Raw genomic sequence first — 15,620 nt, forward strand, 5'->3', positions numbered from 1 at the left:
GCTTCGCCTCCTTGCGCCGCCTCCGGCGCGGTCCCCACCTTGTTCGGGAGCCCGCGCTTCGCGGGTGTGAGGTGGTCATGTCCTGGGCGGCGCTCGTGGCGGCGGCGTGGGTGGCGGCGGGACCGGGCGACGCCGCACGCCCCCTGTACACCGAGGCGAAGGCTCCGCAGGTGGTGCCGCAGGCCGCGCAGGGGCTCCCGGATCTCTCCAGGCTGGCCGAGGCGGCGATCCCCGCGGTGGTCGGGGTGGTGACCACGCAGGCGCCGCCGCCGGGTGCGAACGACGAGGAGCTCCGCGACCTGTTCGAGAAGCTGAACGAGGGCCCGCGCAAGGGGATCGGCTCCGGCTTCGTCATCCACCGCGACGGCTGGGTCGTCACGAACGCCCATGTGGTCGAGGGCGCCGAGGGGGTCGAGGTCGACTTCGGCTCGGACACGCCCCGCGTGCCCGCCCGCGTGGTCGGCGTCGACGCGGAGTCCGACGTCGCGCTCCTCAAGATCGAGGTGAAGCGGCCGCTGGCGTTCGTCCCGCTCGGCGACTCCGACCACGTCGCCGTGGCCGAGTGGGTGCTCGTGATCGGCAGCCCCTTCGGGCTCGACCACACCGTGACGCTCGGGATCGTGAGCCACACCGGCCGGACCGACATCGCGCCGCTCGGCCGTCCCGGCACGTACGACTTCATCCAGACCGACGCGTCGATCAACCCGGGCAACTCGGGCGGCCCGGTGCTGAACCTGCGCGGCGAGGTGATCGGCATCGCCACGGCGGTGAACGCGACCGGCCAGGGGATCGGCTTCGCCGTGCCCATCAACATGGCGAAGGAGATCATCGGCCAGCTGCGCGACCACGGCCGCGTGGTGCGGAGCTGGCTCGGCGTGGCGGTCCGCGAGGTCCCGCGCGGAGACGAGACCCGCGGCGTGGTGGTGACCGAGGTCGCGAACGGCGGGCCCGCCGCCGCCGCCGGCGTGAAGGTCGGCGACGTGATCACCGGATTCCAGGGGCACGACGTCCGCACCCCCTCGAGGCTCCGCTGGTACGTGTCGACGGCCGGTGTGGGCCGGGAGGTCGAGGTCAGGACGCGCCGCGGCCAGGGGCCCGAGCGCTCGCTGCGGATCTCGCTCGCCGAGGTCCCCGCGCAGGAGCGCGCGAAGGCCGCCCAGGCCCGGGCCGCCGTCGCGGGCGAGGGTCGCTAGTTGCCATCCGACCTCGGGTCGGGTATCTAGCGCCCCTCTATGGCCGAGACGACCAAGACGAAGAAGGCCGCGCCTCGCGCGAAGGGCGGCGGCACCAAGACCTGCACGGTGGCGGGCTGCAAGCGCGCCTACCGCGCGAAGGGCCTCTGCTTCTTCCACTACAAGCAGTTCCGCCGCGGCGAGCTCGAGGGCCGGCCCGGACGCTACGACACCTGCTCGAAGCCCGACTGCAAGAAGAAGGTCGTCGAGCACGGGCTCTGCCAGGAGCACTTCGAGGCCTGGAAGAAGAGCCGCAAGAAGAACCAGGCCGCGGCCGCCTCGGCCTAGCCCGGCGGCTCCTTCACCGCGCGCGCTCGCGCAACGTCCGCTCGAGCGCGCGAACCGCCGCGACGAGGAGCTCCACCTCGCGCTGCGTGGGCTCCGCGCGCGCGAGCAGGCGGCGAAGGTCCGCGAGGATGTGCTCCGGGTTCTGCGGGTTCAGGTAGCCCGCGGCGCCGAGGAGCGCCTTCAGCCGGTCCCACAGCGCCTCCACCGTCGCGTGCCGCGCGGGCTCCGCCGCGGCCGGTTGCGGCGTGGGGACCTGCCGCGGCCGGCCGATCTCGTAGGCGAGCACCGCCACGGACTGCGCGAGGTTCATCGAGTCGTACGCCGGCGAGGTCGGGATCGAGCAGACCGCCTGGCAGAGCTCGAGCTCCGCGTCGGAGAGCCCGCGCCGCTCCTGCCCGAACACGACCGCGACCTCACCCTGGACGCTCCGCCGGGCGACCTCCGCGGCGAGGGCCGCGGGATCGAGGAAGGGGCGCCCCTCCACCGCGCGCGAGGTGGTGCCGCAGGTCCAGGAGGCGGGGCCGAGCGCGCCACGCAGGTCCGCGTGGACCTCGGCGGCCTCGAGGACGTCGGACGCATGCCGCGCGAGGCGCCGGGCGCGCGCGAGGACGTCCTCCCGGGCGGTGCCCGGTCCCCCGCTGCGGGGACGCCCCGCCCAGGACGGCGGCGCCACGATCGCGAGGCGCGACAGGCCGAAGTTCTTCATCGCCCGGGCGACGGCGCCGATGTTGTCGGCGCTCTGCGGGCGGTGAAGCACGATCCGTACTTTTCCCGGTTCCATGTGAGGGCGCGACGTATAACATCCCGCCCATGATCCCGGACGACAAGCTCCGCGCTCAGCTCCCCCACACCCTCCGCCAGATCGACCTGCCCGCGCTCGGCGAGCTGTACCGCGGCAAGGTGCGCGACAACTACGCCCGCGGCGACGAGATCGTGATGGTCACGACCGATCGCATCTCCGCGTTCGACCACGTGCTCGGCACGATCCCGTTCAAGGGCGAGGTGCTCTCCCGCCTCACCGCCTTCTGGTTCGAGAAGGTGAAGGACCTCGCGCCGACGCACGTCGTCGACCTGCCCGACCCGAGCGTCATGGTCGTGAAGCGGGCGAAGCCGCTGCCCATCGAGATCGTGATCCGCGGCTACATCACGGGCTCGCTCTGGCGCGACTACCAGGCCGGCAAGGCGGGCGCCTACGGGATCGAGTGGCCGAAGGGGCTCCGCAAGGACCAGCGCTTCGATCGGCCCATCATCACGCCCTCCACCAAGGCGGAGTACGGCAAGCACGACGAGCCCATCAGCGAGCAGGAGATCCTCGCGCAGGGCCTCGTCTCGAAGGACCTCTGGCGCGAGGCGACCGCCGTCGCGGAGCGGCTCTTCCAGCGCGGGCAGGAGTGGGCGCGGAGCCGCGGCCTCATCCTCGTGGACACCAAGTACGAGATGGGCACCATCGACGGGAAGCTCGTCGTCATCGACGAGATCCACACGCCCGACAGCTCGCGCTACTGGGTCGCCGACGGCTACGAGGATCGCTTCGCCAAGGGCGCCGAGCAGGAGATGCTCGACAAGGAGAACATCCGGCAGTGGCTCATCAAGGAGCACGGGTTCTCCGGCCACGGCACGCCCCCGGCGCTCTCCGACGACGTGCGGGTGATGCTGGCGCGGAAGTACATCGAGGTCTTCGAGCGGCTCACCGGCCAGACGTTCGCGTCGGACGTGGGCTCGGTCGAGGAGCGGATCCAGCGCAACCTCCGCGCGAAGGGCTACCTCGGCTAGCCGGCCGCGCTTGAGCCGGGGCCGGACGACGCGCGTGGCGAGCGAGGCGCGGCGCCCTCGCGCCGTCCTGCCCGCCCTCCTCCTCCCGGGCATCGACGGGAGCGGCCGGCTCTTCGCGCCCCTCCTCGCCGCCGCGCCGCGGCGCATCGCGCCGGTGGTGGTCCCCTTCCCTCCCGACGCGCCGCTCGGCTACGACGCGCTCGTCGATCGCCTCCGCGCGACCCTTCCGCCCGGCCGGTTCCTGCTGGTGGCGGAGTCGTTCTCCGGTCCCATCGCGATCCGGCTCGCGGCCGAGCGGCCGCGCGGCCTCGCCGGCCTCGTGCTCGCCGCGACGTTCCTGCACCGGCCGCTCCACCCGCTCCTCCACCCGATCCGCGGGCTCGTCGGCGCCCGGCTCTTCGGCCTGCCGATGCCTGCCCTCCTCGTCCGCCACTTCATGACCGGCTGGGACGCGCCCGACGCGCTCGTCCGCGAGGTGCAGGCGGCGGTGGGGAGCACGGCGCCCGAGGTGATGGCGCTCCGCGCGATGGAGGCGCTCCGCGTCGACGTGCGCGACGCGCTCCTGCAGGTCGACGCGCCCATCCTCGTGCTCTCGCCGAGGCGCGACCGGCTCATCCGCACCGACGTCGGCGAGGAGCTCCTCTCGCTGCGCCCGGACGCGGAGGTGGTCGAGGTCGACGCGCCGCACATGATCCTTCAGCGCGCCCCGCACGCCTGCCTCGCGCACCTCGAGGAGCTCGCCGCCCGCGTCGTGGCACGCCCGCGCGCGCCGGGGCGGGGTCGCAGAGCCTAGCCGCAGCACGGGAGGGTGGTCGCACAGTCGAACGGCCCTTCGCGGGAGGGGCCCCGCGCGAAGCGCGGGAGGGGCGAAGCCCTCATCATTCGTCACAAGTGCGGGTACTCGCCGGACGAGCGGCGGGTGTTTCGACCACGGCTTCCGTGCGCATGACGGATTCGGAGCATCGACGGGGTCGGCGCACGCGCTCGTGCTCGACCCCGATGAACGCGGGAAGGCGGCGGAGCAGGCGAGCGTCTCGTCGTGTCGAACCGGGCGCGGCGACGGCGTGACTTCGCGCGAGGTGCGCGCGGACTTCTCGAAGGCGTTTCCGCAGCTCGAGGTCGACCGTATTCACCTTGGGCGACAACTATCGCCAGCGGTAGTGCCGCCCGGTGCCGCGGCTCTTCTCGCGACGAGGCAAGACGTCCCAGATGCGGCGGGTGAAACATTTCCCATTGACGCCTTCTCGCCTCGATCGCCCTCGGGCATACGGGCGGCGCGGAAAGGCCGCTCTCGCGCACGATTCTCGCGCGTGAAGCACGCGCCGGTCGCCTTGGGGCATTGACGAGGGAGCGCCGGAGAACGGCGGCCAGACGCGGACCTGGAGCGTCTCCGGAGCTCCGGAAATCGCGTGCTACGAAGGATGTACTGGAGGTGCACCCCCATGTCTGCGCTCGCCCCCGCTTCTCTCGAATCGAACGCGCTCGCGATCCGCCTGCGCGAGCTCGCCGGAGAGGAACGGAACGTCCAGGTCGACTTCCTCCTGCACCTCGACGAGTTCGATCAGCGCCGCGCCTTCGTCGAGGCCGGCCATGCGTCTCTCTGGAGCTACTGCCTGGAGGCGCTCCACCTGCGGGAGGGCGCCGCAGGCCGGCGCATCCAGGCCATGCGCGTGCTGCGCCGCTTCCCGGTCCTCGAGGCTCCGCTGCGCGATGGGCGCCTTTGCCTTTCCACCGTGGCGCTCCTCGGCCAGGTGCTCACCGAGGAGAACGTGGACGACCTCCTCGCTCGCGCAGCCTTCAGGACCCGGGCCGAGGTCGAGCACCTCGTCGCCTCCATCCAGGCGCGCACCGCTCCGTGCGCAGGCCTCCGCAAGCTGGCCGAGCGCGCCCCCGCCGCGGCGAGCGCAGCGCTGCCCCTCTCGGGATCGGAGCGGGCCGAAATGGCGACGGCGCACGGCCCCGCGGAGCCGGCTCTCGATCCGGGACCCACCACCGGTCCGCTCCCAGCGACCCCACCGATCCTCGCGCAGCCGAAGCGAAGGGCCGAGACCCTCGCCGTCTCGGAGACCCACTGGTCGCTCCGGGTCACCCTCGACCGTGCCTGCAAGGAGGACCTCGAGACGCTCCGGTCGCTCCTGTCGCACAAGGTCCCGGACGGCGACCTCGCGGCGGTGCTCCGCGAGGCGATCCGCTGCGCCATCGAGAAGCACGGCAAGCGGAAGGGCGCGGTCGCGCCGGAGCGGAAGACGAAGGGCGCGAAGCAGGCCGCCTCGAATGAGGCAGCGGCGAATATGGCCGCGGTCAAGCCGTCGGCGGCGAGGTCCACGATCCCGGCGATAGTGCGCCGCGCCGTGTGGAAGCGCGACGGGGGGCGCTGCGCCTGGGTCGGCCCGGACGGCTGCCGCTGCAACAGCCGCTGGAAGCTCGAGCTCGACCACATCCAGCCCGCCGCCCTCGGGGGACCGCCCACGGTCGAGAATCTTCGGCTCGCCTGCCGAGCTCACAACCTGCTTCACGCAGAGAGCACCTTCGGGCGCGAGCACATGGATCGCTTCCGCCGCGAGGCGAGCGACGGGCCGACGCCGCCCGCGCGCGCTGACGTTGCGCCTCTGCGCCCCGTCATGCAGCTCGGAATGTGGGCGTCGTGATTCGCGGCCGCCACGGAGCTGGCCGGACCTCCGGGCAGAACGGAGAGCCGGTTCGCATGGGCACGCGGCTGACCGTCGACTCGCAGCTCGGCACTTCCGGGCTTCCGAACCCCTGCGCCCCCCCCGGTGACGCTCACCGCTCTGCCACCCGCAGTGCTCCGCCCGGAGCGTTCCCGGCGCGCGCGCGCCGACCCGTCGATGCCCACCCGGAGCGCGCGGTGCGCCGCTCGGCCGACCGGTGAACAGTGTCACCCATCCGCCGGGCTAGAGTGTCACCCGTGTGGCCGGCTGCACACGACGCGCTCTGCTCGTCGGGGCGGGGGCGCAGCCCCCGCTAGATGAACAGCGCTGCGACCTCGGCGCGCGCGGGCTCGAGGTCGTCCTCGGGCGCGAGCCAGGTCGTCACCGGCAGCGGCTCGCCCTCGCGCGCCAGGAGGACGAGGCGGCGGAGGTGGTCGTTCGTTCCGGGAGCCGGCGCGGGCACGAGCCAGGAGGGCGCGGCCGAGCTTCCGCTGCGCTCCCGGTAGCCGTGCGCGAGCCGCTCCGCGCGGCGCGCGCGCGCCTCGCCGACCGTCTCGATCTGCACGCCCGTGAACTCGGCGAGCCCGCGGTCCTGCCGGCGCAGCGGCGGGGCGCCGCTCACCCGCACCCGCCCGCGCGCGAAGGTCGCCCGCACCGAGCGGCCGCCCAGCAGGACCACCAGCGCGGCGACCGCCGCGAGCCCGAGGGCAGCCCGCGGGGCGGCGCCCCGCAGGCCGGCGGCGCCGAGGATGAACGCGGCGGCGAGGACGGCGAGCACGCGCGGCCGCGCGAGGCGAGACGCGAGGACCAGCCCGCCGGCGCTCCGCTCGATCCGCACCATCGCCGCGGGCTACGGCGCGCCGAACACGCGCTGGAAGATCGTGTCCACGTGCTTCAGGTGGTACTCGAGCGCGAAGCACGCGTCGATCTCCTCGTCGGAGAGCACCCGCTTCACGTCCGGATCCCGCTTCAGCGCGGTCCGGAAGTCGACCTTCTCCTCCCAGACCTTCATGGCGTTGCGCTGGACGTAGACGTAGCCCTCCTGCCGCGCCACGCCCTTGCCGACGAGCGCGAGGAGCACGCGCTGCGCCTCGTAGAGGCCGCCCGTGAGCTCCAGGTTCTCCTTCATCCGCTCGGGGTACACGCGCAGGTTCTCGATCATCCCGGCGAAGCGGTGCAGCGCGAAGTCGAGGGCGATGGTGGCGTCGGGAGCGATCACCCGCTCGACGGACGAGTGGCTGATGTCGCGCTCGTGCCAGAGCGCGACGTCCTCGAGGGCGGCGAGCGCGTAGGAGCGGAGCAGGCGCGCGATGCCGGTGAGGTTCTCGGAGAGGATGGGGTTGCGCTTGTGCGGCATCGCCGACGAGCCCTTCTGGCCCGCCGTGAACGGCTCCTCCGCCTCGCGCACCTCCGTGCGCTGCAGGTGGCGGACCTCCGTCGCGTGCTGCTCGAGGGTCCCGCCCGCCACCGCGAGGGCGGTGAAGAGCTCGGCGTGGCGGTCGCGGTTCACGACCTGCGTGGCCGCGCCCTCGCCGCCGGCGAGGCCGAGCCGCTCCATCACGAACGCCTCGACGCGCGGATCGACGTTCGCGAACGTACCGACGGCGCCGGAGATCTTGCCCACCGCCACGGTCCTGCCGGCGCGCGCGATCGCCTCGCGGCGGCGGCTCCAGGCGTCGTACCAGCCGGCGAGCTTCAGGCCGAAGGTGACGGGCTCGGCGTGGATGCCGTGGCTGCGGCCCATCATCGGCGTGCGCGCGTGCTCGTGGGCGCGCCGCTTCACCGCCGCCATCACCCGGTCCACGCCGGCGAGGAGGAGCCCGGTCGCCTCCTGGAGCTGGACCGCGAGCGTCGTGTCGAGCACGTCGGAGGAGGTCATCCCCTTGTGCAGGTGGCGCGCGGCGGGGCCGCCCCGCTCCTCGACGAAGGTGAGGAAGGCGATGACGTCGTGCTTGACGGTCCGCTCGATCTCCTCGATGCGGGCCACGTCCGCCGCGGTGAACTCGAAGCCCTCGAACGCGCGGCGCAGCGCCTCGTAGTCCTCGGGCGGGACCTGGCCGAGGCGGACCATCGCCTCGCAGGCGGCGAGCTCGACGTCGAGCCAGATGCGGTAGCGCCGCTCGGAGGTCCAGATGCGGCCCATCTCGGGCCGGGTGTAGCGCGGGATCATGGGGTCACCTCGGGATCACTGGCCGGTCGAGCCGAAGCCGCCGTCGCCGCGCCCGCTGCCGGAGAGCTCCCCGGCCACCACGAGCTCGGCCCGGACGACGGGCGCGATGACGAGCTGGGCGATGCGATCGCCGCGCGCGAACGCGACGGGCGCCTGCCCGTGGTTCACGAGCACGACGCACACCTCGCCGCGATAGTCGGAGTCGATGGTGCCCGGCGCGTTCACCATCCCCACGCCGTGGCGCACGGCGAGCCCGGAGCGCGGGCGCACCTGGCCCTCGTGGCCGGGCGGGATCTCGAGGGCGAGGCCGGTGGGGACGAGCCGCCGCTCGCCGGGGGCGAGCGCGACCGGCTCGTCGGCGCGCAGGTCGAGCCCCGCGGCGCCGTCGGTCTCGTAGCGGGGCAGCTCGAGCGGCGGACCGCGCTGGCCCACGCGCCGCACCTTCACCGTCACCGGCATCGGCCTCTCCCCCGCGGGCGCGGGGCCCGAGGGGCCCCGGCGCGCGGTACGTCACGCCCTACTTGGCGGGCTCGCCCTTGGTCTCGGCGGCGCCCTCGGGCTTCTTGCCGGCGGCCTCCGCGAGCGCCTCCTTGCGCGAGAGCCGGATCTTCCCCGCCCGGTCGACGGAGATGACCTTCACGAGCACCTCCTCGCCCTCGGAGAGGACGTCGGAGACGCTCTTCACCCGCTTGTCCGAGAGCTCGGAGATGTGGATGAGGCCGTCGGTGCCCGGGAACAGCTCCACGAAGGCGCCGAACTCGGCGATCTTGCGGACCGTGCCGAGGTAGGTCTTGCCGACCTCCGCCTCCTGCGTGAGCGAGCGGATCATTTTGATCGCCGCCTCGACCTTGTCCTGGCTCGGGCTCGCGATCGACACCGAGCCGTCGTCCTCGATGTTGATCGAGGTGCCGGTGCGGGCGGTGATGTCCTTGATGGTCTTGCCGCCGGGGCCGATGATGTCCTTGATGCGCTCCGGCCGGATCTTGATGGTCGTGATGCGCGGCGCGTAGGCGCTGATCGACTCGCGCGGCTTGGAGAGCGCCTTCGCCATCTCGCCGAGGATGTGCTTGCGCCCGTCGGCCGCCTGCGCCAGCGCGCGCTCGAGGATCTCGCGGGTCACGCCGCCGATCTTGATGTCCATCTGGATCGACGTGATGCCCTCGGCGGTGCCGCAGACCTTGAAGTCCATGTCGCCGAGGTGATCCTCGTCGCCGAGGATGTCCGAGAGGATGGCGATCTTCTCGCCCTCCTTGATGAGCCCCATCGCGATGCCGGCGACCGGCGCCTTGATGGGCACGCCCGCGTCCATGAGCGACAGGCAGCCGCCGCAGACCGAGGCCATCGAGGACGAGCCGTTCGACTCCATGATGTCGGAGACGATGCGGACCGTGTACGGGAACTTGTCCTCGGCCGGCATCACCTGGCGCAGCGCGCGCTCGGCGAGGGCGCCGTGACCGATCTCGCGCCGGCCCGGGCCGCGCAGGAACTTCGCCTCGCCGACCGAGAACGGCGGGAAGTTGTAGTGCAGCATGAACTTCCGGAAGTGCATCCCGGTGAGCATCTCCACGCGCTGCTCGTCCTCGGCGGTGCCGAGGGTGGTCGCGACGAGCGCCTGCGTCTCACCTCGCGTGAAGAGCGCCGAGCCGTGCACGCGGGGGAGGAGCCCCACCTCGGACCAGATCTTGCGGATGTCCGCCTCACCGCGGCCGCCGATGCGACGGCGCTCGTCGGTGATCATCTTCCGCATGTACTCGTACTTCACGTCCTCGTAGTAGCCCTTGATCTCCTTCTCGCGGGTCGTGACGGCGGCGAGCTTCTGCGCGTCGCCGGCCGCCTCGTCCTTGAGGGCCTGGAGGAGCTCCTTCTTGATCTCGGAGAGCCGGCCGTAGCGGTCGTGCTTCTCGTCGCGCGCGTAGGCCTCCTTCACCTTCTCCCAGGTGAGCGCCTTGACCTTCTCCTTCAGCGCGGCGTCGCTCTTCGGCGGCTCGAACGCGCGCTTCGGCTTGTCGCCGGCCGCCTTCGCGAGGGCCTCCTGCGCCTCGAGCAGCTCCTTCACGGCCGCCTGGCCGAAGAGGAGCGCGTCCACCATCACCTGCTCCGAGACCTCCTTCGCACCGCCCTCCACCATCACGATCGCGTCGCGCGAGGCGGCCATGAGGATGTCGAGGTCCGCCTCGGCGCGCTGGGCGAGCGTGGGGTTCGCGACGAGCTGGCCGGCGACGCGGCCGACGCGGACGCCGGCGATGGGGCCGTTGAACGGGACGTCGGAGACCTGCAGCGCCGCGGACGCGCCGGTGAGCGCGAGGACGTCGGTGTCGTTCTCCTGGTCGAACGAGATGACCGTCGCGATGATCTGCGTCTCGTTGCCGTAGCCCTCGGGGAACAGGGGCCGGCAGGAGCGGTCGACGACGCGGGAGGTGAGGGTCTCCTTCTCCGTCAGGCGCCCTTCGCGGCGGAAGAAGCTGCCGGGGATGCGCCCCGCGGCGAAGAGCTTCTCCTGGTAGTCGACGGTGAGGGGGAAGAAGTCGATGCCCTCCTTCTTCTCCGCGGCGGAGACGACCGTGACGAGCACGATCGAGTCGCCCATGCGGACCCACACGGCGCCGTGCGCCTGCTTCGCGACCTTGCCCGTCTCGAGCAGGATCTCGCGGTCGCCCACGCGGGCGGTCTTCTGGATCGGATTCATGTGCACCTTCCTTGCGCGCGAGGACGCCTGGCGTCCGTCGCCGCGTTGTCCCGCGCGCGCCGCTGCCGCCGCCGGGATCGGGAGGTGCCTCTGTTCCTCACTCCGCCGCCCCTCCGTGGAGAGGCGGCCCAGTCGGAAACGGAAGCGACCTCGCGGTCTCGTCGCGGCCCCGGCCCGTGCGGGCGCGTTGCCCTGCTCCGCGCCTCCGTCGCCGGAAAGCGCGAGCGCCCCGGCGAGATTGCCGAGGCGCTTCGGTTCCACTGCCTACTTGCGAATGCCGAGCTGCTCGATCAGCGTCTTGTAGCGACCCTGGTCGATCGTGCGGAGGTAGTCGAGCAGGCGCCGGCGCTGCCCGACGAGCTTCAGCAGGCCGCGGCGGCTGTGGTGATCCTTCTTGTGCGTCTTGAAGTGCTCGGTGAGGTAGGCGATCCGCTCCGTGAGGAGGGCCACCTGAACCTCGGGCGAGCCGGTGTCCTTCTCGTGCCGCTTGTACTTCGTCACCAGCTCCTGCTTCCGCTCCTGCACCAGCGCCATAGGGACTTCCTTTCGTGGGTTCGCTCCACCGCAGCGAGGGCGAAGGCGCGCGCCTCGGGCCACAGTGGGCGTTCGTGTGAAAGCGGGGTCTTAAGCCATCCGCCCGGACGAGTCAACGTTCCTCGGCGCGGGCCGCGCCGAGGTCCCCGGGGCCGAGGAAGACGCGCTGAGGCCTGAGCCCCCGCTCCCCGAGCGAGCAGATGGCGACGAGCCGCCCGTCCGGCGCCAGGGCGCGGACGAGCGGGGCGGGCGCGTCGCGCTCCAGGGCGCGGCCGTGGACGAGGTCACGCGCCTCGTGCCAGTCGACGGCGACCGGCGGGACCACCCGCAGCGCGTCCCCCATGGGGATGATCCTCGAGGCGAGCGCGTCGCGCCCGAGGGCCTCCGCCTCCGCGAGGGCGATCCCCTCCTCGACGCGAAAGGCGCTCGCCTCGGTGCGGCGGAGCGCGGCGAGGTGGGCGGGCACGCCGAGCGCCCTCCCCAGATCCGCCGCGAGCGTCCGCACGTAGGTGCCCTTCCCGCAGCGCACGGCGAGGCGGGCGAGGCGGACCCGCGGCCCGGGCCCGCCCTCGGCCGGCGGGGTCTCCGGCTCGCCCGGCGCGTCGAGCGCGAGGAGCTCGAGCGCGTCCACCCGGACCCGCCGCGGCACCCGCTCGACCGACTCGCCCGCGCGGGCGGCCTCGTGGAGCCGGCGGCCGCGGACGCGGACGGCGGAGTACATGGGCGGGACCTGCTCGATCTCGCCGACGAAGCGCGCGAGCGCCGCGCGGATCCGGTCCGCGTCGAGCCCGGACGGATCGCCCGTCTCGATCACCCGCCCCTCCGCGTCCTCCGTCTCCGTCGCGGCGCCGAACGCGACCGTCGCCTCGTAGGCCTTGTCGGCGTCGGCGAGGTACTGCTGGAGCTTCACCGCGTCCCCGACGCACACCGCGAGGACGCCGGTGGCGGCCGGATCGAGCGTGCCGGCGTGCCCGGCCCGCGCCGCCCCCAGGAGCCGCCGCACGCGCTGCACGACGTCGAAGCTGGTCGGCCCAGCCGGCTTGTCGACGACGAGGACGCCGGAGCGGCTCACGGCTCGCGCTGCGAGTCCTTGTCCCGCGCTTCCTTGAGGAGCCGCTCGATGCGATCGCCGCGCGCGACCGACTCGTCGTAGACGAACCGGAGGTGCGGCGTGTGCCGGAGCCGGAGGCCGCGCGAGACCTCGCGCTGCAGGTACGGCGCGGCCGCCTGGAGTCCCTCCAGCGTGCGGGCCCGCTCCGTCTCCTCGGCGTGGATCGACACGTAGGCCGTGACCTCCCTGAGGTCGGGCGACATCTTCGCGCCGGTCACGGTGATGAACCCCGTGACGCGCGGGTCCTTGAGGCCGCGCGCGATCACGTCCGCGAGCCCGTGACGGAACTCCTCGGCGACGCGTGCGGGCCGGCTGTGCGTGCTCATCGGGTCTCCTCGTCCTCGTCCTCTTCCCCGCCCTCGGCGTCGTCGCCGACCCAGCCCTCGTCCTGCTCGTCCTCCGCCTCGCGCTCCGCCTCGACGTCGGCCAGCGTCCGGCCGCCGTCCTGGCCGAGGTGATCGCCGTACGCGACGATCTCGAGGTCGCGCGCGGTGAGCTGGATCTGGCCGCCGTGCATCGACGCGACGAAGTTGGCGACCTTGTCGAGCGTCTCGTTGACGAACCCGTGGTCGTTCCCCACGGCGGTCACGCCGATGACGCTGCGCTGCCAGAGGTCGTTCTCGCCCACCTCGGCGATCGAGACGTTGAACTTCGCCTTCACCCGGTCGATGGCGGACCGCACCAGGTGCCGCTTCGACTTGAGCGACCCCGGCGCGGGGAGGTGCAGGGTGAGCCTCAACACTCCGACGAACATGTGAGCTCCGACGCAGGATCCCGGCCGATCTCGGGCGGGCTCGTCGCTGTGCTGCTCGCCGTACGGAAGCAGTACGGCTGCGCTGCTCGCTCCTCGCGCGCCCGACCTCGGCTCGGGCCTCTGCGTCGGGCACGGCCGGCGGACCGGCCACGGAGGGCCAGTCCGCCGCGAGCGCCGAGGTCCCGGGCTAATCCAGCGACGGGCGGATCTCCTCCAGCTCGTACGCCTCGATGATGTCGCCCGGCTTCACGTCTCCGAAGCCCTCGACCCCGATGCCGCACTCGAAGCCGGACTGCACCTCGCGCACGTCGTCCTTGAGGCGCTTCAGGGACCCGATCTTGCCGGTGTGGACGACCTTCCGATCGCGGAGCACCCGCACGTGCGCCGCCCGCTTGATGACGCCCTCCGTCACCGCCGAGCCGGCGATGGCGCCGATCTTCGGGATGTTGAAGACCGCCCGCACCTCCGCCTTGCCGAGCGGCTTCTCGCGGATGATGGGCTCGAGGAGGTTGGCCATCTCCTCGCGGATCTTGTCCACCGCCTCGTAGATGATGTCGAAGAGGAGGATCTTCACGCCCTGCTGGCTGGCGATCTGCTCGACCTTCGTCTCGGGCTTGGTGTTGAACCCGACGATGATGCCGGTGCCGGCCGCCGCCGTGAGGACGTCGGACTCGGTGATCGCGCCCACGCCGGCGTCGAGGACCTTCACCCCGACCTTCTTCGTGGCGGCCTTCTGGAGCGCCTGCGACACGGCCTCGGAGGAGCCCTGCACGTCCGCCTTGATGACGACGTTCAGGACCTTCGCGCCGCTCGTCTTCGCCTTGGCGAAGAGATCCTCGAGCGTCGCCTTGCGGGTCGTGCCGAGCTCCTTCTGGCGCTGCTTCTCGGCGCGGTGAGTCGCGACCTCCTTCGCCGCCTTCTCGTCCTCGACGACGTCGAACTCGTCGCCCGCGATCGGCACGCCGGAGAGGCCGAGGACCTCGACCGGATAGCCCGGCGGGACCTCCTTCACCTGCTCGCCGCGCTCGTTCATCATCGCGCGGACGCGGCCGTAGTGGATGCCGGTGACGAGCGCGTCGCCGACGCGGAGGGTGCCCTCCTCGACGAGCACGGTCGCGACCGGGCCGCGGCCCTTCTCGAGCTTCGCCTCGATGACGCGGCCCGAGGCGAGCTTCTCCGGGTTGGCCTTGAGCTCGAGCACCTCGGACTGCAGCGCGATGTACTCGAGCAGCTCCGGGATGCCCTGCTTCGTGCGGGCGGAGACGGGCAGCATGATGGTCGTGCCGCCCCACTGCTCGGCCACGAGCTCGTACTCGGTGAGCTGCTGCATGACGCGCTCGGGCGACGCGCCCGGCTTGTCGATCTTGTTGATGGCGACGAGGATCGTCACCCCGGCGGCCTTGGCGGCCTTGATCGACTCGATGGTCTGCGGCATCACGCCGTCGTCCGCGGCCACGACGAGGACGACGAGGTCGGTGACCTGCGCGCCGCGCTGGCGCATCGCCGTGAACGCCTCGTGACCGGGGGTGTCGAGGAAGGTGATCGGCCCCTGCGGCGTCTGCACCGAGTAGGCGCCGATGTGCTGGGTGATCCCGCCCGCCTCGCCCGCGGCGACGTCCGCCTGGCGGATGGCGTCGAGGAGCGAGGTCTTGCCGTGGTCGACGTGGCCCATGACGGTCACGATCGGCGGGCGGATGACGAGCTTCGACTCGTCCACCTCGATCTCGGGGATGTACTCCTCGACCTCGAAGCCCTTCTTCTCGAGGGTGAACCCGAACTCCGAGGCGAGGAACGCCGCGGTGTCCGCGTCGATCTGCTGGTTGATGGTCGCCATGGTGCCGCCCTGCATCAGCTTGCGGATGAGGTCGGACGCCTTCACGCCCATGGCCTGGGACAGCTCCGAGACCGAGATGGACTCCTCGACCCGGATGACCTTCTTGTGCTCGGCGCGCTCGGTGATCTGCGTCTTCGCCCCCTTCTTCGTAGGCTTCTTCTTCTTGCCGCGGATCGGGATGTACGCGCGGTCGGTGATGGCGGCCTGGAGCAGCTCCTTGCCGGAGAGGCTCTTCGCCTGCTCCTCGGACACCGGGCGTCCCGGGGTCCGGCCGCGGCGCTTGTCGCGGGAGACGTCGATGAACTCGCGCTCGCGCCCGAGCGAGCCGGGGACGACCTTGAGCTCGCGGACCTCGCCGAGCGCGCGCGGGCCCGGCGCCGCGGGGAACTGCTGGCGCGCGCCCGTCGGCGGCGTCACGCGCCGCACCGGCACGAGCGGCCGCGAGATGACGACCGCCTGCGTGGAGGTGGGGCGCAGCGTGCGCGGATCGACCGGCGGCCTCGCCGGCTGGGAGGGCTGGCCGGGAGCGCCGCGAGGCGCGGCCGCCATGGGGGCGCCGGGCTGTCCCG

The 15,620-nt window shown here is 72.5% G+C and carries 15 protein-coding genes; 5 read left to right on the forward strand and 10 right to left on the reverse strand.

The window, feature by feature from the left end; genetic code table 11:
• Positions 1-77: 77 nt before the first annotated feature.
• Both MNZ29_RS13640 and MNZ29_RS13645 read left to right on the forward strand, forming a co-directional pair.
• On the forward strand, positions 78-1,193 hold the full coding sequence (locus MNZ29_RS13640; protein ID WP_242338930.1) for a S1C family serine protease: 1,116 nt from the start codon (positions 78-80) through the stop codon (positions 1,191-1,193).
• Positions 1,194-1,232: 39 nt separating this feature from the next.
• Entirely contained in the window at positions 1,233-1,520 is a 288-nt protein-coding gene (locus MNZ29_RS13645) for a hypothetical protein (RefSeq protein WP_242355572.1), read from the forward strand.
• Between the two features lie 13 nt (positions 1,521-1,533).
• Here the strand turns inward: MNZ29_RS13645 and MNZ29_RS13650 are convergent, their stop codons facing one another.
• Positions 1,534-2,277: an RNA methyltransferase gene (locus MNZ29_RS13650; protein WP_242338934.1), complete on the reverse strand. Its 744-nt coding sequence runs from the start codon at positions 2,275-2,277 to the stop codon at positions 1,534-1,536.
• Between the two features lie 53 nt (positions 2,278-2,330).
• On the opposite strand from MNZ29_RS13650, the gene MNZ29_RS13655 reads away from it, so the two are divergent.
• From MNZ29_RS13655 to MNZ29_RS13665, 3 genes are all read left to right on the forward strand, one after another.
• Positions 2,331-3,293 (forward strand): phosphoribosylaminoimidazolesuccinocarboxamide synthase, encoded by a 963-nt coding sequence (locus MNZ29_RS13655; protein WP_242355573.1) that lies wholly within the window; start codon positions 2,331-2,333, stop codon positions 3,291-3,293.
• Between the two features lie 10 nt (positions 3,294-3,303).
• Entirely contained in the window at positions 3,304-4,086 is a 783-nt protein-coding gene (locus tag MNZ29_RS13660) for an alpha/beta fold hydrolase (RefSeq protein WP_242355575.1), read from the forward strand.
• 649 nt (positions 4,087-4,735) lie between these two features.
• On the forward strand, positions 4,736-5,941 hold the full coding sequence (locus MNZ29_RS13665) for an HNH endonuclease (protein WP_242338939.1): 1,206 nt from the start codon (positions 4,736-4,738) through the stop codon (positions 5,939-5,941).
• A gap of 334 nt (positions 5,942-6,275) precedes the next feature.
• Here MNZ29_RS13665 and MNZ29_RS13670 read toward each other — a convergent pair whose 3' ends face one another.
• From MNZ29_RS13670 to infB, 9 genes are all read right to left on the reverse strand, one after another.
• Positions 6,276-6,803, reverse strand: a complete 528-nt coding sequence (locus MNZ29_RS13670) for a hypothetical protein (RefSeq protein WP_242355577.1) — start codon at positions 6,801-6,803, stop codon at positions 6,276-6,278.
• Between the two features lie 9 nt (positions 6,804-6,812).
• Positions 6,813-8,132: an adenylosuccinate lyase gene (gene purB, locus MNZ29_RS13675; RefSeq protein WP_242338945.1), complete on the reverse strand. Its 1,320-nt coding sequence runs from the start codon at positions 8,130-8,132 to the stop codon at positions 6,813-6,815.
• 15 nt (positions 8,133-8,147) lie between these two features.
• Entirely contained in the window at positions 8,148-8,591 is a 444-nt protein-coding gene (dut, locus tag MNZ29_RS13680) for a dUTP diphosphatase (protein WP_242338947.1), read from the reverse strand.
• A gap of 58 nt (positions 8,592-8,649) precedes the next feature.
• Positions 8,650-10,818 (reverse strand): polyribonucleotide nucleotidyltransferase, encoded by a 2,169-nt coding sequence (gene pnp / locus MNZ29_RS13685; protein WP_242338949.1) that lies wholly within the window; start codon positions 10,816-10,818, stop codon positions 8,650-8,652.
• A 264-nt stretch (positions 10,819-11,082) separates the two neighbouring features.
• Entirely contained in the window at positions 11,083-11,352 is a 270-nt protein-coding gene (gene rpsO, locus MNZ29_RS13690) for a 30S ribosomal protein S15 (protein ID WP_242338951.1), read from the reverse strand.
• A 112-nt stretch (positions 11,353-11,464) separates the two neighbouring features.
• Positions 11,465-12,424: a tRNA pseudouridine(55) synthase TruB gene (truB, locus tag MNZ29_RS13695; protein ID WP_242355579.1), complete on the reverse strand. Its 960-nt coding sequence runs from the start codon at positions 12,422-12,424 to the stop codon at positions 11,465-11,467.
• Positions 12,421-12,789 (reverse strand): 30S ribosome-binding factor RbfA, encoded by a 369-nt coding sequence (gene rbfA / locus MNZ29_RS13700; RefSeq protein ID WP_242338955.1) that lies wholly within the window; start codon positions 12,787-12,789, stop codon positions 12,421-12,423. The genes truB and rbfA overlap by 4 nt, the downstream gene beginning before the upstream one ends.
• Positions 12,786-13,217: a DUF503 domain-containing protein gene (locus tag MNZ29_RS13705; protein WP_242338957.1), complete on the reverse strand. Its 432-nt coding sequence runs from the start codon at positions 13,215-13,217 to the stop codon at positions 12,786-12,788. Before MNZ29_RS13705 ends, rbfA begins: the two co-directional genes overlap by 4 nt.
• Positions 13,218-13,404: 187 nt before the next feature.
• A partial coding sequence (gene infB / locus MNZ29_RS13710; RefSeq protein WP_242355581.1) for a translation initiation factor IF-2 occupies positions 13,405-15,620 on the reverse strand: 2,216 nt, incomplete at its 5' end.

The sequence above is a fragment of the Anaeromyxobacter sp. SG64 genome (assembly GCF_022690745.1).
Lineage (GTDB): Bacteria > Myxococcota > Myxococcia > Myxococcales > Anaeromyxobacteraceae > Anaeromyxobacter > Anaeromyxobacter soli.

What these genes read in the sequence shown, in the direction of transcription:
- MNZ29_RS13640 (WP_242338930.1), top strand. Translation starts at nt 78, where the DNA reads ATGTCCTGGGCGGCGCTCGTGGCGGCGGCGTGGGTGGCGGCGGGACCG.
- MNZ29_RS13645 (WP_242355572.1), top strand. Translation starts at nt 1,233, where the DNA reads ATGGCCGAGACGACCAAGACGAAGAAGGCCGCGCCTCGCGCGAAGGGC.
- MNZ29_RS13655 (WP_242355573.1), top strand. Translation starts at nt 2,331, where the DNA reads ATGATCCCGGACGACAAGCTCCGCGCTCAGCTCCCCCACACCCTCCGC.
- MNZ29_RS13665 (WP_242338939.1), top strand. Translation starts at nt 4,736, where the DNA reads ATGTCTGCGCTCGCCCCCGCTTCTCTCGAATCGAACGCGCTCGCGATC.
- MNZ29_RS13670 (WP_242355577.1), bottom strand. Translation starts at nt 6,803, where the DNA reads ATGGTGCGGATCGAGCGGAGCGCCGGCGGGCTGGTCCTCGCGTCTCGC.
- purB (WP_242338945.1), bottom strand. Translation starts at nt 8,132, where the DNA reads ATGATCCCGCGCTACACCCGGCCCGAGATGGGCCGCATCTGGACCTCC.
- dut (WP_242338947.1), bottom strand. Translation starts at nt 8,591, where the DNA reads ATGCCGGTGACGGTGAAGGTGCGGCGCGTGGGCCAGCGCGGTCCGCCG.
- pnp (WP_242338949.1), bottom strand. Translation starts at nt 10,818, where the DNA reads ATGAATCCGATCCAGAAGACCGCCCGCGTGGGCGACCGCGAGATCCTG.
- rpsO (WP_242338951.1), bottom strand. Translation starts at nt 11,352, where the DNA reads ATGGCGCTGGTGCAGGAGCGGAAGCAGGAGCTGGTGACGAAGTACAAG.
- rbfA (WP_242338955.1), bottom strand. Translation starts at nt 12,789, where the DNA reads ATGAGCACGCACAGCCGGCCCGCACGCGTCGCCGAGGAGTTCCGTCAC.
- MNZ29_RS13705 (WP_242338957.1), bottom strand. Translation starts at nt 13,217, where the DNA reads ATGTTCGTCGGAGTGTTGAGGCTCACCCTGCACCTCCCCGCGCCGGGG.